Origin of the sequence: Streptomyces chartreusis NRRL 3882 (assembly GCF_900236475.1) — a bacterium.
In the GTDB taxonomy this organism is placed as follows: Bacteria; Actinomycetota; Actinomycetes; order Streptomycetales; family Streptomycetaceae; genus Streptomyces; species Streptomyces chartreusis_D.
Genome location: NZ_LT963352.1, coordinates 5,943,515 through 5,964,836, shown reverse-complemented (window position 1 = coordinate 5,964,836; position 21,322 = coordinate 5,943,515). Strand labels below are relative to the sequence as shown.

Below are 21,322 nucleotides of genomic sequence, written 5' to 3'. Positions count from 1 at the left end.
GGCCCTTGCGCTGTCTCGGTGTCCCGGCCGGGGACTAGGGCCTGTCGTTTGGATCAGGTCGCAGGGAAGTGACAGTGCCACTCAGCGCCGGTGAGCGACGACAACGCGGCAGATGCGCGTGCCAGACCCCGCGTCTGCGACGTGATCCAAACGACAGACCCTAGGTGCCCTTCAGGTGTCGCATCAGGCGCTCGAAGTCCTGCCAGCCGGACAGGTCCGACGGGTCGCCCCGGAACGGGTAGTACAGGGCCGGACGGGTCTTCGGGCCCAGTTCCCGCGGCGCCTCGGGCAGCGGTGTGCGCCGGGCCCGGTCGCCCGGCATCTGACGGACCTCCTCGGCGCCCAGCACGAACGCGAAGGGCACGCCGGGGCCTTCGAAGCGGGCCGGGACGGACAGGTCGCGGCGGGCCCGGCGGATCTGGACGAGCATCGACTGGAGGTCGTGCCGGGTGGCGAGGCTCTCCGCGGCGGCGGCCACGGCGTCCGTCGGGATCCGCTCCCCCGGTCCGTACCCGAAGGCCAGCGTCACGTCCTCCTCCACGCCGCCCTTCGTCCGGGTGATGCGCACCGTCGCCAGGCCCGGCCGCTCCGGCGTGCCGACGACCACCAGCCAGGTCGGCTCGGGCGCCCGCTCGTGGGCGACGTCGGTCAACTGCCGCAGTGACCACGGGAGGTTGGCCGGCTCCTCGGTGCCCCAGCCCGCCGGTGGCTCACCGGTGACGTCCCGCCAGACGGCTTCCACGGCACCGCCGAGGACGAGCCGGTCGTCGGCCGGGTGGACGGTGCGGAAGGAGATCGCCAGCTGGCGTTCGCCCGTGTCCTGGATGCCCTCCTGGAAGGAGGCGGCGACGGGCGTGCGCGGGTCCTCCGGGGTCGCCTGCGGTGACTCGACCGTCACGAACATGCCGTTGCTCCACTGGAGGACCGCGCCGGACAGACCGTCGTAGTAGCCGTCCCGGTCGTCCTGCACCACCCAGCGGGACGGCCAGCCCGGCAGGCTGCCCCGCACCGCCGGGGAGAGGCGGGTCCCCGCGGGGGTGACGATCTGGAGTCCCAGACCCGCGTTCCCGGCAGCGCGGAAGGCGTCCGACAGCCAGGCCGTCATCGCGACCACGGGACGGTCCTGGATGACGACGGCGACCTTGTCGGTGAGCACGTCCACGGCCGGCTGGGCGGCGGCCGGCGCCGGCGCCACCGTCATCCCGTCCGTCTTGACCACGGCCATCGACCAGGCGGCCTGCGGCGGCCAGGCCGTCCCGCCGACCAGCGTGGCGATGCGGGCGGCGAACGTCCCGGCGAGTTCCTCCGCCTCCTGGACGCCGGTGGTGGCCCGGGCTTCGGTCCACCAGTACGGCACCTCCGGCTCCTGGGCGCCGAGCAGCCGCTCGGCCTCTCCCCTGACCTGTACGAGCAGCGGCGCTTCGACGGAGACGAGCGGGCGGCCCTGCTGGTCGCAGAGCTGCACCACGGCTCCTTCGCCCTCGGTGCCCGCCAGCAGGTCCGGCCCGCCGGAGAGCAGGCCGGCGAGCACGCTCAGCGGGTCGGGCATCTTCTTCGTGAGGGCGATGACATCCTTCGTCACGCGTTTACCTCGTCCCCTCGTAGACGGTCTGGATGAGCCGGCTCGGTTCGCCCCTGCGGACCAGCACACCCCGGCCGGGCGGCTGCGGACCGGCGTACACGCCGGGGAAGAGCTGCCCCTCGCTGCGGTCGCCCGACATCACCAGTGCCGAGGCGCCGGACTCGCGCAGGCTCTGCAGCAGCGGCTCGTACAGGCCCCGGGAGGCGCCCGCGACGCGGCGGGTGAGAACGAAGTGCAGCCCGATGTCGACGGCCGAGGGGATGTACGGCACGAAGGGCGCGAGCGGCTGCTGACCCGCCGTGGTGAGGACGTCGTAGTCGTCGACGAGGATCACGATCCGCGGTCCGGAGAAGGAGCCCGGCTCCAGGTCCGCGCCGTCGGCACTCTCGTCGGGCAGCCGCTTCTCCAGTTCGGAGGCGATGCCGGCGGCGAGGCCGGCGCACAGCTTGGTGTTGTAGGCGTAGCCGCCCCGGTACTCCTCCGGGATGACGCCGCGCAGGCCCCGGCGCGGGTCGAAGACGCCGAAGACGAGCTCCTTGTCGCCGTAGCGCTCGATCAGGCCGCGGGCGATCACCTTGAGCAGGTTGGTCTTGCCGCACTCGCTGTCGCCCATGATCAGCAGGTGCTGGTCGTGGTGGAACAGGTCGAGCGGGACGGGGGCCAGCTGCGTCTGGTCCAGGCCGACCGGGACGCGGCGCGGTTCGGCCGCCGGGCCGGGCAGCTGGTGCGCCTCCAGCACGTGCGGCAGCACGCGTACCGGCTGGGCGACCTCGCCGGTCCAGGTGGCGCGGATCTGCCGGGCGGTGGTCTCCAGGACCGCGCCGAGGTCGGCGGTGTCGGCGAGGCCGTCGGTGCGGGGCAGGGCGACCTGGGCGAAGAGCTTGCGGTCGGTGAGGACGCGGCCCTTCTCCTCGGGCGAGAGGGTCTCGCCGAGCTTGCGGTCGATGCTGGACTCACTCGGGTCGTTCAGGCGCAGTTCGACGCGGGTGCCGAACTGGGACTGGGTGGCGATGCGCACGTCGTTCCAGCGCAGCATGCCGGCGACGACGTGGATGCCGTAGCCGCTGCCCCGCTTGAGGATGTCCACGACCGGTTCGTCGAGGTCCTCGAAGTCGTCGCGGAGCGCGCCGAAGCCGTCGATGAGCAGCACGATCTCGGTGCTGGCCAGCTCGGGCACCCGGCCCGCGGCACGCAGGGTGCGCAGCTGCTCCAGCGAGTCGATGCCGTGCACCCGGAACAGTTCCTCGCGCTGGTCGAGCATGGCGCGCACCGAGTCAATGGTGCGGGCCGCGCGCTCCCGGTCGGCCCGGCCTGCGATGCCGCCGACGTGCGGCAGCCCCGACAGGGCCTGCAGGCCGCCGCCGACCAGGTCGAGGCCGTAGACGCCCACTTCCTGCGGGGTGTGGGTCAGTGCCAGCGACAGGGCGAGAGTGCGCAACAGGGTGGTCTTGCCGGACTGGGGGCCGCCGATGATCGCGGCGTGGCCGCCGGCGAGCGTCAGGTCCAGGTACCACTGGCCCTGCCACTGCCTGGTCGGGTCGTCGATCGTGCCCAGCGGCACCTGCAGCGGGCCGCGGCGCCCCGCGAGCTGCATGCCGCGCGGACCGACCTGCACCGGGCCGGCGACCTTGTCGAGCGGGACCGCGGCGGGCAGCGGGGGCAGCCAGATCTGGCGCACCGCGCGGGCACCGGACCGCTCCAGCTGGTCGATCATCACACCCATCTCGGTGGGGCCCGTCTCCCGGCGCCGCATCTGCGGCTCCTCGGGCGCGTCGGAGTCGCCCTGGCCGAGGGTGTTGTAGGCCTGGTACTCCAGGGCGAGCGGCCCGGTGTCCTCCTCCTCGTGCTGGACGGGGCCGCGGTAGGCGCCGGAGACGTAACTGGCCTTGAACCGCTCGTAGTGGCTGGTGTCGACCTTGAGGTAGCCGAAGCCGGGCAGCGGGGGCAGGTGGAAGGCGTCCGTGGTGTCCAGGACCGTACGGGACTCGTCCGGGGAGAAGGTCCGCAGACCGAGCCGGTACGACAGGTAGGTCTCCAGACCCTTGAGCTTGCCGGCCTCGATGCGCTGGCTGGACAGCAGCAGGTGCACGCCGATGGACCGGCCGATCCGGCCGATGGACAGGAACAAGTCGATGAAGTCCGGCTTGGCGGTGAGGAGTTCGCCGAACTCGTCGATGACGACGAACAGGTGCGGCAGCGGCTCCAGGTCGGGGCGCTTCTCGGCGCGCAGCGCGGCGTAGTGGCCGATGTCGGCGACGTTGCCCGCGTCCTTGAGCACCTGCTGGCGGCGCTTGACCTCGCCGGCGAGGGAGGCGTGGACGCGCTCGACCAGGCCCGCCTGGTTCTCCAGGTTGGTGATGACACCGGCGACGTGCGGCAGGTGCGCGAACGGGGCGAAGGTGGCGCCGCCCTTGTAGTCGACGAGGACCATGGCCAGGTCCTCCGGCGGGTGCGTGGCGACGAGGGCGAGGACGAGGGTGCGCAGCAGCTCCGACTTGCCGGAGCCGGTGGCGCCGACACACAGGCCGTGCGGGCCCATGCCCAGCTCGGAGGACTCCTTCAGGTCCAGGAGAACGGGCTCCTTGGCGTCACTGACGCCGATCGGCACGCGCAGGAAGGCGCGTTCGCCGCGCGGCGCCCACAGCCGGTGGAGGTCGAGTTCGGCCACGTCGTCGATGCCGAGCAGCTGGGCGAAGTCGACCGGGCCGGTGAGCGGGGCGTCGGCCATCGACTCCGCGGACAGCCGCAGCGGGGCGAGCATCCGGGCGAGGCCCTCGGCGAAGGGGACGCCGATCTCGTCGACGGTGCCGTGGGCGCTGATCGGCGTCTTCTCACGCAGGTCCTCGATGGCGACGCGCTCACCGTCGACGGTGATGCGCACGCCCACGCTGCCGGGCTCCTGCACGCGCTGGTCGAGCAGGTGCAGCACGGTGACGCTCATGTCCCGCAGGCCCACGGCGTCGTCGGGGCGCGGCAGGTCCACCGCGTCGGCGCCGTGCGCGTCGGCGAGGACCAGCAGCCGGGAGGTCATGGCGAGGGCGTCCTTGCCGGACAGGCCGCGGCGGACCTCGGCGGCGTAGGAGGCGCGGCGGCGCAGTTCGGCGCCCATCTGCCGGGCCAGCTGGGGCAGGGAGGGCGCGATGCGGCGGGCGGCGACGGGGCCGTCGAACTGCTCGGGGTCGAGCAGGTGCGGCAGCCACTTGGCCCACTCCCAGTCGGCGATGCGGTCGCCGGGCACGGCCAGCGCCATGGCCACGTCGTCGGGGGCGTGGGTGGCGGCGGCCTGCGCGATCAGCGCGCGGGCGACGCGGAGGGTGTCCTCGCGCCGGCCGATGACGGTGATGTTGCCGACGCGGTCGAGCGGGACGGTGAGCGGGAGTTCGGTGCCGTTGGCGAAGCGCGCGACCAGGGCGGAGGCCTCGTTCAGCATGAACTCGTCGGGAGGGGTGAGCACGGAGGATCCCGGCGGGGCCACCTTCAGGTCGCGCACCGGCATCTCGCCGGTGCCGACGCGGACCCGCAGGAAGTCGGCGTCGAGCCGGCGCCGCTCCCACAACCGGGCGGGGTCGCGCACGATGTCGTACAGCGCGTCCGGCGCCGGGTTGAGCACCTGGGTGCTCTCGCGCCGCTCCCGCTCCTCCTTCGACAGCTCCTCGCGCAGGTCCTCCAGGTAGGAGAGGTAGGCCTCGCGCTGGGTGCGGCGGGTGCGCTGGGCCTTGCCGCGCTGGGTGAAGAGCATGACGAGCGAGCCGATGACGGTGACGAGGAGGATGATCGCGCCCAGCCCCGCGAACTGGCTGTTGCGCACGACCGTCATCATCACGACGGAGGACATCACGCCCGCGACGGGCAGCAGCGAGGTCGCGATCGAGCCCGTCTTGCCGTCGGGCAGGTTGGGCGGGGCCTCGATGGTGCGCGGTTCGGGGGCGGCCGGGGGCCTGGTGGTCCGGGCCGGCCGGTGGATCAGTCGGGTGCTCATCGTGGTTGACCTGTCCTGTCGGTCCTGGGTTCCCTTCGTGTGCGGGAGGGGTCAGCGGCGCTTGTGGGAGAGCTGGAAGGCCTCCGCCGCCAGGCGGGTGGCGGCCTCCCTGGTGTCCCGCGCGAGCAGCTCGGTGCGGATCGTGCCGCCGGCCGCCAGATGCCGGTCGTAGGGCAGGACCCGCACGCTCGCCCCCGTCGCCTTCAGCTGCTCGGCCGCCTTCTCCAGGTCGATGCCGGTGTGCGGCACGGTCTCGGTGAGCACGACGACGGTGGAGGTGGTGATGTCCCGGGGCAGGGCGCGCATCCACTCCAGGACCGCGTGCGTGCTGGCGATGCCCTCCAGCGTCGCGGGGACCGTGAGGATCCGGGCCTGGGCGGCGGACAGGGCGGTGCGGGCGACCTCGGCGGGCAGCGTCTCGCAGTCGGCGACGGTCACGCCGAAGTAGCGGCGCATCGCCACCATGATCCGCTCGTAGCCCTTGGTGTCGAGCATGGCCCCGACCTGTCCCTGGCTGCCGGGCAGCAGCCAGGCGTTCTCGGGCAGTTGGACGAGGTAGCCGGTGATGTCGAGGAGCGTCATCTGCGGTTCGACGACGTCGGCGAGATCGCCGGTGGTCCAGCGCAGGCTCTCCGCGCCGAGCCGCAGCGGCAGCGAGCCGAGCGCCGGGTCGGCCTCGACGGCCAGGACCGGGTCCTGGCGGTAGTGGGCGTAGGTGGCGGTCAGCAGCGCGGCGACCGTGGTCTTGCCCGAGCCGCCGCGGATCGAGGTCACCGCTATCTGGCGGCCGGTGGTGACCGGCTGCTGAAGGATCTCGGCGGTCGCGGTGGTCTCCGCCACCTCGCGGGCCGCGGAGGAGGAGACGGTACGGCGTACGGCCCTCAGGGCGCGCGCGGCGAACGGCTCGCCGCGCCGGGGCCCGGTGCCCGCCCCGGCGAGCTTCTGGTCCAGGACCGGGCGGCTGTCGGGGGTGGAACGGGAGGCGCGGGCGCGGGGCGCGGGGGCCGGCTGCGCGTACTGCTGCGGCTGGGGCTGTTCCCGCTGGGCGGGCTGCTGCTCGGCTGCGTGCCGCTCGGCGTAGGCCTGCTGCTCGGCGTAGGCGTGCTGCTGGGCGTAGGCGTGCTGCTGGGCGTGCTGGTGCTGCTGCTGTTCGGTGTACCCCTGCTGTTGCGCGTGCTGTTGCTGCTCGGCGTAGGCCTGCTGCCGGGCGTAAGCCTGCTGCTCGGCGTAAGCCTGCTGCTCGGCGTAGGCCTGCTGCTCGGCGTAGGCCTGCTGGGCGTAGGCCGGGTCGGGGTACGGCTGCTGTCCCTGCGCGGGATAGGTCTGCTGCTGCTCGGCGGGCGTGGGCTGCTGGTACTGCTGCGGGTAGCCGTAGGCTGGTGCCGGCCCCTGCCCCTGCCCGTGTCCCTGTCCCTGCTGCGGGAACGCCTGCTGGGCGGCTGACTGCTGAGCCGCCGGCTGCTGCTGGTTCCGCTGCTGGGACGTCTGCTGCGGCTGCTGGGGCGGGCCGCCCCTCAGATCGCGCAGCACGTCGTTCTGCCAGTTGTCCCCGCTCGGCATGTCGCCCTTCTCTCCTGCCACGTCCCGCCGTGTCGTTCCGCGGGAGCGACAGGGTGGGCGTCTGGTCTTCGAAGCCTCAGAACTTGTTGAGCAGCTGCCCGTAGATGCCGAACGCCCCGATGGCGAGCGGGAAGAGCCCGATCACGCCGAGGGACTCGATCAGGTCGGCGAACCTGCGCAGCCGCACCCGGATGTGGTCGGGCGGCTCGATGCCCAGGACCAGCAGCGGCAGCAGTGCCGCGGCCCCCAGAAGTACCAGCGCGCCGGCTCCCCCGGCGTGGTCCAGCCACAGCACCGCGAGGCGCACGACGAGCAGCGCGGCCGCCGCGAACAGCGCCACGACCTCGGCGACCAGGGGGAAGGCCCGTGCCCGGGACAGCAGGACGACGGCCACGAGCGAGGCGAGGCCCACCGTCCAGACGGTCGGCTCCTTCGCGGTGGTCAGCATCCAGCCGCCGAGGGCGGCGGACGACGCGGTGACGATGGTGGCGAGGGCGAGCCCGCGGTGGGTGGCGGCGAGGGCGTTGGCGACCTGGTGCCGGCTCACGGACGTCCCCGTGGAGCGCTTGTCGTCCAGGGCGGTGAGTCCCGAGGCCATCAGCGCGAACCGGGGCAGCAGCCCGAGCAGGATGATGGAGAACACGGCCATCACGGCGCCGATCCGGTCCGCCCGGTCCTGGAGGAGGGCGACGGCCTCCCACACCAGGGCGACCACGACGATCGCCCCGGCCCCGATCAGGCCGCCCTTGCCGAGCGGCGAGCAGTAGGCCAGCAGCACGAGGGTGACCACGAGTGCGGCGGCGATACCGGCCAGCCGGGCCGTCCCGCCCCAGTCGTGGGCGTCGGCTGCGGTCCAGGCGGTGAGCAGGCCGAGCCCGCCGGCGGCGAGCAGCAGCGCGGTGGCCAGGCCCTGGTTGCCCTGGCCGATCCGGGCGATGGCCGCGCCGGCGATCAGGAACAGGGCGGTGACGACCGCGAGCCCCGTGGTGACGGACTCCAGGGAAAACTCCTGCCGGGCCAGGACGGCCGCGGCCACGGCGAACACCACGGTGGCCACGCCGGCGCTGATGCGGCGGGCGGCCGGGCGCCAGCGCCAGGTCCTCAGGTCGAGGTCGTCCGCGACCTGGTCGGTGACGTCGTGCACGACCGGCGCCGGCGGTGCGGCGTGCGCCCGGACGAGGCGGAGCACGGCGCCGTCGGGCACCTCGGCCGACGCCAGCGTCGCGTCATGGGGCAGCGCCGATCCGTCGGACGTGATCAGCTGCCGGGTGGTCGGCCGGGTGGCGGCCCGGTCGTCCAGCAACTGGAGGATGTCCGGAAGCAATTGGCCGATCGGAGTGTCCGACGGCAGGACCAGGTCGGCTCGTCGTCGCTCGCCGATCAGGGTGACCCGGCTCAGCTGGGTCCGAGACATCGTTGCTGCGCTCACCACTCACCGGAACCTATCATCGCGTTTTTTCGGCCACGGCCGCGCTGCGATCCGCTCGCGCCGTCCGCGCACGCCCCGTTCACTGTTTCTCCGCACCCTTGCCGCCGGCACCGCTCGAGGAGGTGCTGGGCGCCGGGTCGTACAGCTGCTCCTGCTGCTGTTGCTGCTTCTTCTCCTCCGCCTTCTGCTTCGCCAGCGTGGCCTGGAGGAAGGACCAGCCGATGCAGCCGGCGCACAGTACGGCGGCGATCGCGATCCCCGCGAACACCTTGCCGAACCGCTCGTCCGCCGTCCGCCGCGCACGCTGCGTGCCGAACAGCAGCGCGTCGCGCATCCGGCGCCGGCGCACCGCCACCGACTCCAGCAGCTGGCTGTCGTAGTCCCGTGCCATTCAGTCGTCCTGTGCCTTGTTGATGCGTGGTCAGTCGCCCGGGGCCAGACCGAGGTGCTTCCGCATGGCGGCGTACTTCTGCGTGAGCCGCCGGGCGGTGTGCTCGTCGAGTGCGGCGAGGCGGTGGGGGTCGGCGTTGTGCGCCAGGTCGGCCGCCTTGACCAGCCGAGCGCCCGGGGTGGCCAGGATCCGGTGGGCGTACGCCTCCGGCTCCTCGTCCGGCCGCTTGGTCATGGCCCGTACGACGTCCTTGGTGTGCTGCGTGAGGGCGGCCGCGTCGAGCCACTCCTCGCTGAGGACGCCGTCCTCCAGTGCGTCGTGCAGCCAGGCGGCGGCCACGAGTTCGTCGTTCCCGCCGCGGGCGCGCACGCCTTCGGCTACGGCCGACAGATGCTCGGCGTACGGCCGCCCGGCCTTGTCCGTCTGTCCGGCGTGCGCGGTGCGAGCGACGGCCTCGACCTCGGCGAGACTCATCTCCTGCGGCATGCGATCCCCCTAGCTTCGCTCCCGCAACATAGGACACGAAGGCGCCACCCGTACAACCGGGGTGTGGGCACTCTGCGGGCGTCTTCACACTCCTCCGGACAGCCCTGTCACGATCATGAAGAGCACCCACAGCACCGGGACGAGCGCGATGTACGCGCGGGGCCGTCGCCGCACGGGTACGCCGGGGTCGTAGCGGGGGCCGAGCGTGCCCGGGCCCGGGGCGGGGAGTCGCTTCACCTTGCGCACGGCCAGGGCGTTGCGGACCAGCGTGAGCGGCGCGAAGACGAAGAGGGAGAGGGGGCTCCACCAGCCCCAGGCGAGTGTGTGGGTGGTCAGCGCTCGGTACACGGCCAGTCCGCAGGTCATGCACATCGGACCGTCCGTCTTCCGGAATCCCATGAGGACGACGAGGCCCCGGTGCGCGCGGAACGCGACGTCCGCGGCGGGAGAACCTCCGCAGAACCTGCACATGGGGGAGGACGGATCCGGGGGTTCCGGAAGGTCCTGCTGAGGGAGGCGGTGGGCCTGGCCGCTGTCGGGTCGGGCGTCGGCCGGGGCAGGGGGACGGGGCTGCACGGCGGCAGGGTCGGCGTACCAGGCGCGTAGTGATGCCACGACGGCGTCAAGCAGGCCGCTCTTCAGGGCGTTGTCGATGGTCCCGTCGCAGAACTTCTCCCCGCGCACCACTGCGGTGGCGGCCCGCACGGCGTCGGCGGGCCGCAGCGTGCCCTCAGGCGAGGGCGTGGGCACGGGGTTGTCCATCCACCGGTGCTCGGGCGTGACGGCACCGACGCCGAGGAGGGCGTCGACGGCCCGGTGCACCCCCTGGCTGTACATGGGGAACGGCACGTGGATGGCACCGCTCGGCGACTTCTGCCCACCGCCCCACTGCACGTCCCGGTCCTCGTCCGTGAGCGCGTCGAAGGCGTCGCCGAGCTCCCGCCACGCCTCGGGGTCATCACGATCGAGCTGGTCGAGGAGACGCTGGTCGTCGGCCGGGGTGACGACGCGGGCGAGTTCCTCGACGACGGCGGCGTCGGCGGCCTTGGTGACGGGGCCGACGCCGGGTTCGTGACTGAGCAGGTTCAGCACGCCGAGGGGGGTGAGGCCACGTTTCCGGGCCTCACGGATCCGTTTGTACCACTCCATGCTCGCCTTGTAGGCGCTGACGCTGCTCGCCCTGCGGTCGACCCACTCGACGTCGTCAGCGCCGGCCTCTGCCCAGGCGTATCCGATCACCTCGCTGTCGGGGGCGGTGACGGTGATGTAATGCACGGTGTTGTTCATGCTGCTGTCTCGGGGCTCCTCATTCGGAGGCGGATCGGCCCAGTGCAGGGTCGCCCGCGGCAAGGGCCTCGACTGCGGCCGCGTTCGGGGCGTCAGTGAGGGAGCCTGGCAGGGGACGGCCCCTGCCGCCCGGTTCCGGGTCTGCCAGGAACTCGGCGAGGGCCTCGGCCTCCTCCAGCCTGGCGTACCAGATCCCGCCTTCGGCGAACGCCCGGGGCTGCGTATGGTTCATGACAGCGGCGTCGTGCTTACCGGCCGCTCAACCGCCAGCGGCGTGCTCCTTGAGAACGGCAAGCGTCGGTACCTCAGTGAGGGAATCCGGAACTGCGTGGCTCTGCTCGCTGTCGTTCACGCCGCGTGCCAGCTCGGCAAGGAGGACGGTCGGAGCGAGTTGCCGGGCCTTGCCGGCGCGCAGAGCTCGCACCCACCTGCCACCGGCGTTGACGGCATTGGCCGGGAGCCCCGGCGGCACGACCCAGCCGGCCGCATCGTCCTTGTCGTTCGCCCACACGTAACCAATGACAGTGCCTGTACGGTCTGCGACGCTCAGGTACAGGACGGGCCCATCGGTGGTGATGCTATACGTCGCCGGGCCTGCCACCTGCTTGAATTGAAGGTTTTCCTCAAAGCGCGACGGGACTGGTTTCTCGCTGCTCATGAAGTCCATTCTCCTGTGTGTCGGCGCGGCCGGCGACGACGTCTTTCCCTGTTGGTGCTCCCGGGCGGGGCGTCCGCTAAGAGCTCCTCGGCAAAACCTCTCCATAGACGTGCCACTTGCCGGCCGTGTCCTGGAAGACGCGCGTCACCTTGTACTGCGAACCGCGAGCGAGCAACAGCTCCCGCTCGCCCTTGTTCAGTGAGATGTGGTCGATCCAGAGGGCCGGCGTGCCCTTCGGTACCCGAAGGTGCATGATCATCGGCTGGTGGTCGAAGGCCGCGGTCTTGCCGAGCGACGTGGAGGTGAACCCGTCATCCGTGAAGGTTCTGCCTTCCATGTCGAGTACCGAGTCCACCTCCTTGAGGACGTGGTCATACTCCGTCCCTCGGACGACCATGATGTCCTCGGGGACAGGGCGGCCGCCCATGACCCGGTCCATGTCGTCGACGAGATTCTGCACCTGGGGTTTCAGGGGCACGTCGACGTCCCGCAGCTGGCCGTTGATGTTCTTGTAATAGAAGCTGCTGTATCGCTCCAGCGCGCCCTTGGCCTTGGGGTCAAGGTTGTCCAGGAAGTCGTTCCAGTGCGCGTCGCCGTATTTCTTGCCTGCCTCGTCGCTGGTGCTGGGGTAGGGGTTGGTCCCCCGCTCCAGCTCCGCCGTGGCCGCCGCGTGCCGCTCCGCGTCGGTGGCCAGGTTGTCGAAGTCGTCCGCCGACATGATCGGCTTGTACTCGAACGGCTCTCCGGCCCCGCCGTGCCCCGGTACGTCCGTGCCCTGGTGTCCCGGAGCCGCCGGTGCGTCGGTGCCGTGGTGTGCGGCGGCGTCCGCCACCCCGTGGCCGATGTCCGCGTGGTCGCCGGCGTGCACCGCGTCCTCCGCGTGGCCAACAGCGTCGTCCCCGTGTCCGGCGCCGTGCGAGGCGTCGTCGGCGTGACCGGCGCCAGGGGCGTCGTAGCCATGCCCCCCGGTGCCAGGGATGTCGTGACCGCCCGTGTGCGGTGCAGCGGCCGGGGTCGTGTCGTACGACGACGGCTGAGGCGTCTGGTCGTACGCCGACGGAGGCGGTGCGTGATCGTATGCCGACGGTGCGGGTGCGTGATCGTACATGCCCGGCGACGGAGCGTGGCCGTAGGGAGACGCGGAGGGTGCGTGGCCGTACGGCGAACCGGTCGGCGCGTGGTCGTACGCCGACGGAGCCGGCGCCGGGTCGAAGGCGCCGCCCGGGGTGTGGGTCGGGGCCGCGGGGGGCGTGGTGTAGTGCCCCGGATTGGCCGCGTTGTCCACCGTGTGCGCGGCTCCGTCGACGCCGTGGGCCGCCCCCGCGTACGACGGTGTCGGGGCGCCCTGCGTCGTCCAGTGGGCCGGGAGCGTCGGGGTGGTGCCGTGCGGGACCGCCGGGGTGGTGCCCTGGGGAACCGGTGTCGTGTCGATCGTGCCGTTGGGCGAGACGAGGTTGCCGTCCGGGGCCAGCTGGTGGCCGTCGGGGAGGTGGACCGCGCCGTCGGGGAGCGTGGGGATGTCGATGTTTCCGACGCCCTTCAGGCCCTTGGTGATGTCGCCGATCTTCGACAGACCGGCGCCCGCGCCCTTGGCGATGTAGGTCATCGGGTCGATCACCCGGCCCGCCTTGCCCGCCACCGACAACGCCTTGGCGACCGCGCCCGCCTTGCCCGCACCCGAGGCCGCCGCACCCGCACCACCGGTGAAGACCGTCGTCAGTACGTTGAAGGTGACAGCGCCGGCCGCGCGGGCGGGGTTCTTGCCCCACTGGTCCCAGGCCACCAGCGCCTTGCCGGTCTCCTTCATCGCGGTACGCGAGTCACGCAGCCAGGACGGCATGTCCTTGTCCGACGCCGTCCAGAACCACGTCTGCGCCCCGGGGATCGCCGTGATGGCCAGACCGGTCGCCAGCTGGGCCAGACCCTTCCAGGCCTGCTTCATCGCATCCCAGCCACCAAAGCCGACCAGCGTGCCCAGGCCCTTGATCGTGCCCCAGATACCGTCGACGATCAGGCCGTCCCACACGAACGACTTCACCCAGTGGCCGACCTCGTACCAGTGGTGCTTCTCCTCCACCGGGTCACCCCAGGGAAGTTTGGCGTTCTTCATGTCCTCGGCGTTGAAGCCGTACTGGTTCTTCTTCTTCGAACCGTCCCCGGCCACCATCTGCGTCCCGCCCCACAGAGCGGTGATCTTGTTGTGGCAGGTACGCTCCGCCGCCCAGAACGCCGCGACCGTCGCGGTGATCTCATCCCGCAGCTTGTTGTGCTCGTCGACCTTGTCCTCGTCGTACTCCCACTCGTCATCGTCCTTGACCGAGGAGACGAAGGCCGCCGCGTCCGTCTTCAGCTGCTTCAGCTTCGCCACCAGCGGACGGATTTCGGTGGCGTATGACGACAGCGCGCCCGACACCTTCTCCAGGTCGTCGGCGAACGCGTCCGCCTTCTCCTTGACCGGCTTGGTCGTGGCGAACAACTGCTCCGCCTCCGGAGCCGTGTAGAACGCCGACAGGCCCTGGAACCGGGAATGGACATCGGCACCGGTGTCCCGGATATGACCCGCGTCCTTCTTCAGGTCCGCGTAATCCGTCTCCAGCTGCTCCAGATTCCCCGTGAACTGCGGGATCTTCTCCGGCTGAATCACCGCTTACCGACTCCCGGCAGATCCACCGCAGGCGCCTGCAGCGTCTTGCGCTGGGCCTCGGCCGCCATCTCCTCGTCACCGTTCAGATACGCCGTGGTGGCATCCACCGCGCCCTGCAACGACTTGCCCGCCCGCGCGGCGACGAACTTCAGATCCTTCGTCGCGTGCTCCGCGAACTGCGACAACGCAAGCGCCACCAGACCGCCCTGCGCCTTCTCGCCGCCCTCACCGCCGCCCTCGGCGGAGACGGTGCCCGCACTGGACGCCGCCGACGTCAGATGCTCACCGAACGCCTTCGCGTACTTCTCCAGCTTCGACGCCGCATCACCCGTCGTCTGCAGCACATGCGAAATACCCTGCGGCTTGAGATCCCAGCCGGGCACCGAAAACCCCCGTCACGCACACTCAACGAACCATTTGACAGAACTACAGCGACAGCAGCGGCTGCTCAGCCGATGTTGTCGACCGCCGCCTTCGCACGCTGAATCGTCGACTGCGCCGTGCCGTCGTTCTTCTCCAGCGTCGTCTTCAGCAGATGAATGATGTTCTTCACCTCTTGCGAGGCGTTGTTCCACCGCTGTTCCTTGCCGTGGTACTCATCCGCCACACCGTCCGCCGTGAAGTCGGCCATCGCCGCCTTCACCTGCTTGTCACGCTGGGTGATCAGCGACTCCAGGCGGCCGATCACCCCCTGGATGTTCGTCTGCGCGTCCGCCGACGCACCCGTGTCGTACGACCTGCGGTCCGAACCCGCGCCTGCCATCACACACCACTCCCCGAGAAACCGAACACGACCAGAAACCCACCGGCGAAACGCCGGCGGCGCTCAAACGCCTGCAGCGCTCAGCGGAAACGCGCGGCGTCGAAATTCGCCGCCGACATCTGCTGACGCGCGTTGTCACCCTGCTCCTGGTCACCCGAGGAGAACGCCGAGTCCATCCCGGACTGACCGCCCAGGATCGCCGACAGCGAGGAGTTCAGGTCCGACGCGATCCGATCCGCCCGCGCCTTGAACTGGTCGAACATCACCCGACCAGAACCATTGAACTTGCCCTCCAGCGGCTGCGCCGCCGCCACCAACTGCCGGACCAGACCACCCAGATCGTCCGTCGAACCCCGCGTGTCACGCTGCAGCGTCGACAGCGTCTGAGCCCCCATGTCGAACTTCATCGCCCTGACTCGCCTCCCCCGTATGGGCCAACACGGCGACCACTTCCGGGCCGCCCTCAAGTCTCGTCAATAATCTCTATCAACACGAAAGTTGCCTGCGCAATCGGGGTCCGGTTCAGTCACAGAAGCACCACACAATGATGACCGAACCGTGGGTCGGGCGGTCCGTACGTCAGCGGGCGGAGGCGGCCGTCGAGCCATCCCGGCAGATCAGCAGCAGCGCCCGGTCGTCGTTGACGTCCTTGGCCACCGCCTCGATGAGGTGCCAGGCGGCGCCGTGGAAGCCGCCCGCCACATAACGGTCGGCCTCGCCGGTGAGGCGGTCGATGCCCTCGACGATGTCCCGGTCGGCGGTCTCCACCAGGCCGTCCGTGAACAGCATCAGCACGTCACCCGGGCGGAGCGAGCCCTTCACCGGGTCGAACTGGGCGCCGTCGTACACACCGAGGAGCGGGCCCTCGGCCGCCTTCTCCTCCCAGCGGCCACTGCCCGCGCTGAGCTGGAGGCCGGGCGGGTGGCCGGCGGAGTAGAGCTCGTAGTCGCCGGAGTCCAGGTCGAGGACCAGGTGGATGGAGGTCGCGAAACCCTCGTCCCAGTCCTGGCGGAGCAGATAGCCGTTGGCGGCCGGGAGGAAGGCGTGCGGTGGGAGGGAGCCGAGCAGGCCGCCGAACGCGCCGGACAACAGCAGCGCGCGGGAGCCGGCGTCCATGCCCTTGCCGGAGACGTCGGTGAGGACGACCTCGAGCGTACGGCCGCCGTTGGTGCGCGCCGCCACCACGAAGTCACCCGAGAAGGACTGGCCGCCCGCGGGGCGCAGCGCCATCTCCCGGTGCCAGCCGTCCGGCAGACCGGGCAGCTTGCTCTGCACCCGGATGCGTTCACGCAGGTCGAACAGCATGGTGCCGCCGCGCCGCCAGGGCACACCGACGCGGCTGCGGAACTGGGCCAGCAGCAGCCCGAAGAAACCACAGGCCGCGACCACCAGCACCACACCCGGGGTGACCCTGGAGGGGCCCTCCGTGTAGGGGCCGAGCCGCACCGATTCCACGATCAGCGCCGTGGCGGCCGCCGCGTACAGGCCGAGCAGGCTCGCCGGGCGCAGCAGCAGGCCGCCCACGACGACCGGCAGGACCAGCGCGGCCGGCGAGAACCACACCGAGTTCGCCAGCGTCGCCGCCGCGATCACCGGAACCATCAGGAGCAGACCGGCCAGGGCGATCCAGTCCGAGCCGTCGCCGCGGAAGTAGTCCACGGCGGCTCGGCGCACGCCGACGCGGGCCCGGTGCCACTGCTTCTTCAACCGGGCCGTGAACGTGTCGGCTTCCGCGCGCCGCTCTCGTCCTGCTGCCATTAGTTCGGGACCCTATCCATCGGACCGGCCACTTGGCACGGGAGGTCCCACTTGTCCCCCGTCCGAGGGCCGACTTCACAGTGAACTCCACCATGCGCCGGCCCGTCGCCACCCAGGAGAAATTCCCTCGCCCGTCCCGCGCCGCACTGGTACGCATGGGCCATGACGACTGACACGACCGGCTCCGCGGCGACCCCGCGGGTGCTTCGGCGGGACGACTGGGACACGTGGTACGAGACCCTCATCCGTGCCTTCGGCGGTGTGCCCGAGTCCGCCGAGGAGCGGGAGTTGTGGGACTCGCTGACCGAGTACGACCGTTCGCTCGGTGTCTGGGACGGGGACGACTGCGTGGGGACGGCGGGGGCGTTCTCCTTCCGGCTCACCGTGCCCGGCGGGGCCTCGGTGCCGGCGGCGGGCGTGACGATGGTGAGCGTGGCCGCCACGCACCGCCGGCGCGGTGTCCTGACGTCGATGATGCGGCGGCAGCTGGACGACGTCCGCGCCTGGGGTGAGCCGCTGGCCGTGCTCACGGCCTCCGAGCCGGCGATCTACGGCCGGTTCGGATACGGCAACGCCACCTTTCAGTTGAACGCCGAGATCGACACGGACCGGGTGCGGCTGTCGTCGCTTCCGGCGGGTACGGACGATGTGCGCCTGCGCTACGCCGTTCCCGCCCAAGTCGTCGACGTGTGCGAGGCGGTGTACGCGCGGCTGGTGCCGTCACGGCCGGGGATGCTGGCGCGGCAGCCCGGGTGGGAGCGGGTCGGCGTACTCGATCCGGAGAGCGAGCGGGCGGGGGCGTCGCCGCTTCAGTGCGTCCTCGCCGAGCGGGACGGGGAGACGGTCGGGTACGCGCGGTACCGCATCAAGCCGGGGTGGGAGGACGCCGGGGCCAACGGCACGGTGACTCTGGAGGACTCGGCCGCGCTGGATCCCGCGGCGGACGCGGCGCTGTTGCGGTTCCTGTTCGGTGTGGACCTGACGTCGACGCTGGTGATGCGGAGGCGGCCGGTCGACGACGCGTGGCAGTACATGGTGTCCGACATACGGCGGTGCCGGCCGCGCGTGCGGGATTCGCTGTACGTACGGCTGGTGGACGTCGGGGCCGCTCTGGAGGCGCGGACGTATCAGGCGCCGGTGGATGTGGTGTTCGAGGTGGAGGACGCGTTCTGTCCCTGGAACGCCGGGCGCTGGCGGCTCAGCGGGGATGCGAAGGGGGCGTCCTGTGTGCGTACGGCGGATGCGGCGGATGTCGCGTTGTCCGTACGGGAGTTGGGGGCGGCGTATCTCGGTGGGGTGAGCCTCGGGGCGTTGGGGGCGGCGGGGCGTGTGCGGGAGGTGCGGCGGGGGGCGCTGGCGGAGGCGTCACTGGGGTTCGGCAGCGGGGTGGTGGCGCCGTGGTTGCCGCACAGTTTCTGAGGGTGGGGTCGGTCTTCTGGGGCCGCCGCGGTGGTCAAGGGCGTTGGCAGGTCGGGCACCAGAAGAGGTTGCGGGCGGCGAGGTCGGCGGTGCGGATCTCGCCGCCGCAGAGGTGGCAGGGCTGGTTGGCCCTGCGGTAGACGTACACCTCGCCGCCGTGGTCGTCCACTCGGGGTGGGCGGCCCATCGCCTCCGGGGTGTGTTCCGGGCGGACCGTGTCGATGCGGTTGTTGCGGACGCCCTCGTGCATGAGCTCGACCAGGTCGGTCCAGATCGCGTGCCACTCGGGCGGGGTGATGTCCTTGCCGGGGCGGTACGGGTCGATGCGGTGCCGGAAGAGGACCTCCGCGCGGTAGACGTTTCCCACGCCGGCGATGACCTTCTGGTCCATGAGGAGGGCGGCGATGGTCGTACGACTGCGGGAGATGCGGCGGTACGCGGTGTCCGGGTCGGCGTCGTCGCGGAGGGGGTCGGGGCCCAGGCGGTCGTGTATCGCCTGCTTCTCCGGGGGTGTGATGAGGGCGCAGGTGGTGGGGCCGCGGAGGTCGACGTAGGTGGTGTCGTTCGCGAGGCGGAGGCGGACGGTGTCGGTGGGTGGGGGTGCGGGGGCGGGGGCGAAGGTGACCTTGCCGAAGAGGCCGAGGTGGATGTGGATCCAGTCGGTGGCGTGGAAGCCGAGGAAGAGGTGTTTGCCGTGGGCTTCCGTGTGGGTGAGTTCCGTGCCGGTGAGGAGGGCTGCGGCGTCGGTGAACTTGCCCTGGGGGCTGGTGATCCGGGGGGTCGTGCCGAGGAAGGCGGTGGCGTAGTCGTGGGCCAGTCGGTGGATGGTGTGGCCTTCCGGCACGGGTTTCTCCTGTGATCGTCGCCCTTGCCCACCCGCCCGCCAGAAACAGTTCATCGAGGGGCTCAGTCGAAAAGCCTCGGGGCTCCGCCCCGGACCCCGGCGGGGACTGCGTCCCCTGCACCCCTCGCGGGCTTCGCCCCTGCACCCCGCACGGGGCTGAGTCCTTCGACCCGGCATTCAGGCCCGGGTGAGCTGGACGCTGCTCAGCTCAACCACCTGGCGGAGCGTGAGGGGCCTACTGCTGGGGGTGGTGGGGCGGGATGGGAGGGAGGTCGCCCGTTGACTCGTATGCGTTGAGCATGTCGATTCGGCGGATGTGACGTTCGTCACCGGAGAACGGCGTGTTGAGGAACGTCTCGACGAAAGCCGTCGCCTCGTCCTGCGAGTGCATGCGCGCGCCCACGGCGATGACGTTGGCGTTGTTGTGCTGGCGGCCGAGGGCCGCCGTCTCCTCGCTCCAGGCGAGGGCCGCGCGGACGCCCTTGACCTTGTTCGCGGCGATCTGCTCACCGTTGCCGGAGCCGCCGATGACGATGCCGAGGGCGCCGGTGTCCGCGGCCGTCCGCTCCGCGGCGCGGAGGCAGAACGGCGGGTAGTCGTCCTGGGCGTCGTAGATGTGCGGGCCGCAGTCGACGGGGTCGTGACCCGCCGCCTTCAGCCACTCGACGAGGTGGTTCTTGAGTTCGTAGCCCGCATGGTCCGAGCCGAGGTACACGCGCATGGGTCGAGTGTGACACGGGTGTTTCGGGGAAGGCGCGCGGGGTGGCGCTCATGAAAACTTGGCGTGAGTGTGAGGCGCATTACGGAAGCTCAGGAAAACCTCAAGTAACAATCTGGATTCAAAGGTTCTCCTAATCGTTCGCCTCCGATTCACTGGACCGGCTCGTACACCGCTCGTATGAGCCCCTGTACGCCGCCGTGCCGCGACACACCCCGTTCGTGCAGCTCCGGCGGTCCGTACGGAAAACAGCTCCCCGGCGCAAAGGAAATCCGTTCCATGACCTCGCAGCCGACTCTCAAGACGACAGGACACGAACCCGGAGGGCCCGGCGACCCCGGTGACGGCTCCGGGCTCCAGGCCGGGCTCAAGAGCAGGCATCTGTCGATGATCGCCATCGGTGGCGTCATCGGGGCGGGCCTGTTCGTCGGGTCCAGCTCCGGTATCGCCACCGCCGGGCCCGGCATCCTGCTGTCGTACGCCCTCGTCGGCACGCTCGTCGTGCTGGTGATGCGGATGCTCGGTGAGATGTCGGCCGCCAACCCGACCTCCGGTTCCTTCTCCGCGCACGCCGACCGGGCGCTCGGGTCCTGGGCCGGTTTCTCCATCGGCTGGCTGTACTGGTTCTTCTGGGTGGTCGTGCTGGCGGTCGAGGCGACCGCCGGTGCGGTGATCCTGGAGGGGTGGATACCGGCCGTGCCGCAGTGGGCCTGGGCCCTGATCGTGATGCTGGTGCTCACCGCCACCAACCTCGTCTCCGTCGGGTCGTACGGAGAGTTCGAGTTCTGGTTCGCCGGGATCAAGGTGGTCGCGATCGCCGCGTTCATCGTCATCGGCGGTCTGGCCGTCTTCGGGCTCCTGCCGGGCGTGGACAGTGAGCAGGCCGGGCTGAGCAACCTCACCGAGCACGGGGGCTTCCTGCCCCACGGTGCCGGGGCGATCCTCACCGGTGTGCTGCTCGTCGTCTTCTCCTTCATGGGCAGCGAGATCGCCACCCTGGCCGCCGGCGAGTCCGAGAACCCGCGGCAGGCCGTCACCAAGGCCACCAACAGCATCATCTGGCGCGTCGCCGTCTTCTACCTCGGCTCGATCTTCGTCGTGGTGTCCCTGCTGCCGTGGGACAGCAAGTCCATCACCAAGGACGGCTCGTACGTCGCCGCGCTCGACTCCCTCGGCATTCCGCACGCCGGCCAGATCATGAACTTCATCGTGCTGACCTCGGTGCTGTCCTGTCTCAACTCCGGCCTCTACACCGCTTCCCGCATGGCCTTCTCGCTCGGCCAGCGCGGCGACGCGCCGAAGTCCTTCGCCCGCACGACCGCCAACGGCGTGCCGCGGACGGCGATCCTCGCGTCCGTCGCCTTCGGCTTCGTCGCCGTGTTCTTCAACTACAAGTTCCCGGACTCCGTCTTCCTCTTCCTCGTGAACTCCAGCGGCGCGGTCGCCCTGTTCGTGTGGCTGGTGATCTGCTTCTCCCAGCTGCGGATGCGGAAGATCATCCAGGCCGAGGCGCCGGAGAAGCTCGTCGTGAAGATGTGGCTGTACCCGTACCTGACCTGGGCGACGGCCGCCCTGATCGTGTTCATCCTCGGTTACATGCTCACCGACACCGAACACGACGGACGCGAGACCATGTTGCTGTCGCTGCTCGTCGCGGCGCTCGTCCTCGTCGTCGCCTTCGTGAAGGAGAAGGTCCTCGGGGGACGGCGGGCCGCCGCAGCAGCCGCGCAGGCGGACTCGCAGGCCCAGGCGCAGGACGACCGGCGGGACGAGGTCTCGGCCGGCTGACCGGCCCTTCCGGTGA

General features: G+C 70.9%; 18 protein-coding genes. 2 read left to right on the top strand and 16 right to left on the bottom strand.

The window, feature by feature from the left end:
• Window positions 1–160 precede the first annotated feature (160 nt).
• The 14 genes from SCNRRL3882_RS26990 to SCNRRL3882_RS26925 all read right to left on the bottom strand — a co-directional run bounded on the left by SCNRRL3882_RS26990 (window position 161) and on the right by SCNRRL3882_RS26925 (window position 16,537).
• The gene (locus SCNRRL3882_RS26990) at window positions 161–1,582 is read right to left on the bottom strand and encodes a DUF6177 family protein (protein ID WP_010041881.1); all 1,422 of its coding nucleotides are present in this window, start codon (window positions 1,580–1,582) and stop codon (window positions 161–163) included.
• 4 nt (window positions 1,583–1,586) lie between these two features.
• Window positions 1,587–5,561 carry a type VII secretion protein EccC gene (locus SCNRRL3882_RS26985; RefSeq protein ID WP_010041879.1) on the bottom strand — a complete coding sequence of 1,325 codons (3,975 nt, stop codon included), beginning with the start codon at window positions 5,559–5,561 and terminating at the stop codon, window positions 1,587–1,589.
• A gap of 51 nt (window positions 5,562–5,612) precedes the next feature.
• The gene (locus SCNRRL3882_RS40565) at window positions 5,613–7,142 is read right to left on the bottom strand and encodes a MinD/ParA family ATP-binding protein (RefSeq protein ID WP_231911178.1); all 1,530 of its coding nucleotides are present in this window, start codon (window positions 7,140–7,142) and stop codon (window positions 5,613–5,615) included.
• Window positions 7,143–7,197: 55 nt separating this feature from the next.
• Window positions 7,198–8,535: a type VII secretion integral membrane protein EccD gene (gene eccD / locus SCNRRL3882_RS26975; RefSeq protein WP_010041874.1), complete on the bottom strand. Its 1,338-nt coding sequence runs from the start codon at window positions 8,533–8,535 to the stop codon at window positions 7,198–7,200.
• A gap of 94 nt (window positions 8,536–8,629) precedes the next feature.
• Window positions 8,630–8,941 (bottom strand): hypothetical protein, encoded by a 312-nt coding sequence (locus SCNRRL3882_RS26970; RefSeq protein ID WP_010041870.1) that lies wholly within the window; start codon window positions 8,939–8,941, stop codon window positions 8,630–8,632.
• A gap of 30 nt (window positions 8,942–8,971) precedes the next feature.
• Window positions 8,972–9,427 carry an HD domain-containing protein gene (locus tag SCNRRL3882_RS26965; RefSeq protein WP_010041864.1) on the bottom strand — a complete coding sequence of 152 codons (456 nt, stop codon included), beginning with the start codon at window positions 9,425–9,427 and terminating at the stop codon, window positions 8,972–8,974.
• A gap of 84 nt (window positions 9,428–9,511) precedes the next feature.
• Window positions 9,512–10,702 (bottom strand): DUF6508 domain-containing protein, encoded by a 1,191-nt coding sequence (locus tag SCNRRL3882_RS26960; RefSeq protein WP_231911177.1) that lies wholly within the window; start codon window positions 10,700–10,702, stop codon window positions 9,512–9,514.
• A gap of 31 nt (window positions 10,703–10,733) precedes the next feature.
• Window positions 10,734–10,946 (bottom strand): hypothetical protein, encoded by a 213-nt coding sequence (locus tag SCNRRL3882_RS26955; RefSeq protein WP_010041860.1) that lies wholly within the window; start codon window positions 10,944–10,946, stop codon window positions 10,734–10,736.
• Between the two features lie 27 nt (window positions 10,947–10,973).
• A complete protein-coding gene (locus SCNRRL3882_RS26950; RefSeq protein ID WP_029181305.1) occupies window positions 10,974–11,372 on the bottom strand; it encodes a hypothetical protein in 399 nt (132 codons plus the stop codon).
• 76 nt (window positions 11,373–11,448) lie between these two features.
• Window positions 11,449–14,016 carry an ADP-ribosyltransferase gene (locus SCNRRL3882_RS26945; RefSeq protein WP_102514870.1) on the bottom strand — a complete coding sequence of 856 codons (2,568 nt, stop codon included), beginning with the start codon at window positions 14,014–14,016 and terminating at the stop codon, window positions 11,449–11,451.
• Entirely contained in the window at window positions 14,013–14,399 is a 387-nt protein-coding gene (locus SCNRRL3882_RS26940) for a DUF6507 family protein (protein ID WP_029181637.1), read from the bottom strand. The genes SCNRRL3882_RS26945 and SCNRRL3882_RS26940 overlap by 4 nt, the downstream gene beginning before the upstream one ends.
• Window positions 14,400–14,464: 65 nt before the next feature.
• Window positions 14,465–14,779: a pore-forming ESAT-6 family protein gene (locus SCNRRL3882_RS26935; protein ID WP_010046596.1), complete on the bottom strand. Its 315-nt coding sequence runs from the start codon at window positions 14,777–14,779 to the stop codon at window positions 14,465–14,467.
• A gap of 80 nt (window positions 14,780–14,859) precedes the next feature.
• On the bottom strand, window positions 14,860–15,186 hold the full coding sequence (locus tag SCNRRL3882_RS26930; RefSeq protein ID WP_010046599.1) for a hypothetical protein: 327 nt from the start codon (window positions 15,184–15,186) through the stop codon (window positions 14,860–14,862).
• Between the two features lie 172 nt (window positions 15,187–15,358).
• A complete protein-coding gene (locus tag SCNRRL3882_RS26925) occupies window positions 15,359–16,537 on the bottom strand; it encodes a PP2C family protein-serine/threonine phosphatase (protein WP_010046602.1) in 1,179 nt (392 codons plus the stop codon).
• Window positions 16,538–16,699: 162 nt separating this feature from the next.
• Between SCNRRL3882_RS26925 and SCNRRL3882_RS26920 the strand changes: the two genes are divergently transcribed.
• Entirely contained in the window at window positions 16,700–17,956 is a 1,257-nt protein-coding gene (locus SCNRRL3882_RS26920; protein ID WP_010046606.1) for a GNAT family N-acetyltransferase, read from the top strand.
• A gap of 34 nt (window positions 17,957–17,990) precedes the next feature.
• Here SCNRRL3882_RS26920 and SCNRRL3882_RS26915 read toward each other — a convergent pair whose 3' ends face one another.
• Together SCNRRL3882_RS26915 and SCNRRL3882_RS26910 are read right to left on the bottom strand one after the other, a co-directional pair.
• A complete protein-coding gene (locus SCNRRL3882_RS26915) occupies window positions 17,991–18,800 on the bottom strand; it encodes an Fpg/Nei family DNA glycosylase (RefSeq protein WP_010046608.1) in 810 nt (269 codons plus the stop codon).
• Between the two features lie 235 nt (window positions 18,801–19,035).
• Entirely contained in the window at window positions 19,036–19,521 is a 486-nt protein-coding gene (locus SCNRRL3882_RS26910) for a ribose-5-phosphate isomerase (protein ID WP_010046610.1), read from the bottom strand.
• 276 nt (window positions 19,522–19,797) lie between these two features.
• On the opposite strand from SCNRRL3882_RS26910, the gene SCNRRL3882_RS26905 reads away from it, so the two are divergent.
• Window positions 19,798–21,306, top strand: coding sequence for an amino acid permease (locus SCNRRL3882_RS26905; RefSeq protein WP_010046612.1), 1,509 nt, complete (start codon window positions 19,798–19,800; stop codon window positions 21,304–21,306).
• Window positions 21,307–21,322 lie beyond the last annotated feature (16 nt).

Excerpts from the sequence above, each read along its gene's own strand:
- SCNRRL3882_RS26955 (WP_010041860.1), bottom strand. The coding sequence starts at position 10,946 with ATGAACCATACGCAGCCCCGGGCGTTCGCCGAAGGCGGGATCTGGTAC.
- SCNRRL3882_RS26925 (WP_010046602.1), bottom strand. The coding sequence starts at position 16,537 with ATGGCAGCAGGACGAGAGCGGCGCGCGGAAGCCGACACGTTCACGGCC.
- SCNRRL3882_RS26935 (WP_010046596.1), bottom strand. The coding sequence starts at position 14,779 with ATGGCAGGCGCGGGTTCGGACCGCAGGTCGTACGACACGGGTGCGTCG.
- SCNRRL3882_RS26970 (WP_010041870.1), bottom strand. The coding sequence starts at position 8,941 with ATGGCACGGGACTACGACAGCCAGCTGCTGGAGTCGGTGGCGGTGCGC.
- SCNRRL3882_RS26950 (WP_029181305.1), bottom strand. The coding sequence starts at position 11,372 with ATGAGCAGCGAGAAACCAGTCCCGTCGCGCTTTGAGGAAAACCTTCAA.
- SCNRRL3882_RS26910 (WP_010046610.1), bottom strand. The coding sequence starts at position 19,521 with ATGCGCGTGTACCTCGGCTCGGACCATGCGGGCTACGAACTCAAGAAC.
- SCNRRL3882_RS26985 (WP_010041879.1), bottom strand. The coding sequence starts at position 5,561 with ATGAGCACCCGACTGATCCACCGGCCGGCCCGGACCACCAGGCCCCCG.
- eccD (WP_010041874.1), bottom strand. The coding sequence starts at position 8,535 with ATGTCTCGGACCCAGCTGAGCCGGGTCACCCTGATCGGCGAGCGACGA.
- SCNRRL3882_RS26920 (WP_010046606.1), top strand. The coding sequence starts at position 16,700 with ATGACGACTGACACGACCGGCTCCGCGGCGACCCCGCGGGTGCTTCGG.
- SCNRRL3882_RS26930 (WP_010046599.1), bottom strand. The coding sequence starts at position 15,186 with ATGAAGTTCGACATGGGGGCTCAGACGCTGTCGACGCTGCAGCGTGAC.
- SCNRRL3882_RS26905 (WP_010046612.1), top strand. The coding sequence starts at position 19,798 with ATGACCTCGCAGCCGACTCTCAAGACGACAGGACACGAACCCGGAGGG.
- SCNRRL3882_RS26965 (WP_010041864.1), bottom strand. The coding sequence starts at position 9,427 with ATGCCGCAGGAGATGAGTCTCGCCGAGGTCGAGGCCGTCGCTCGCACC.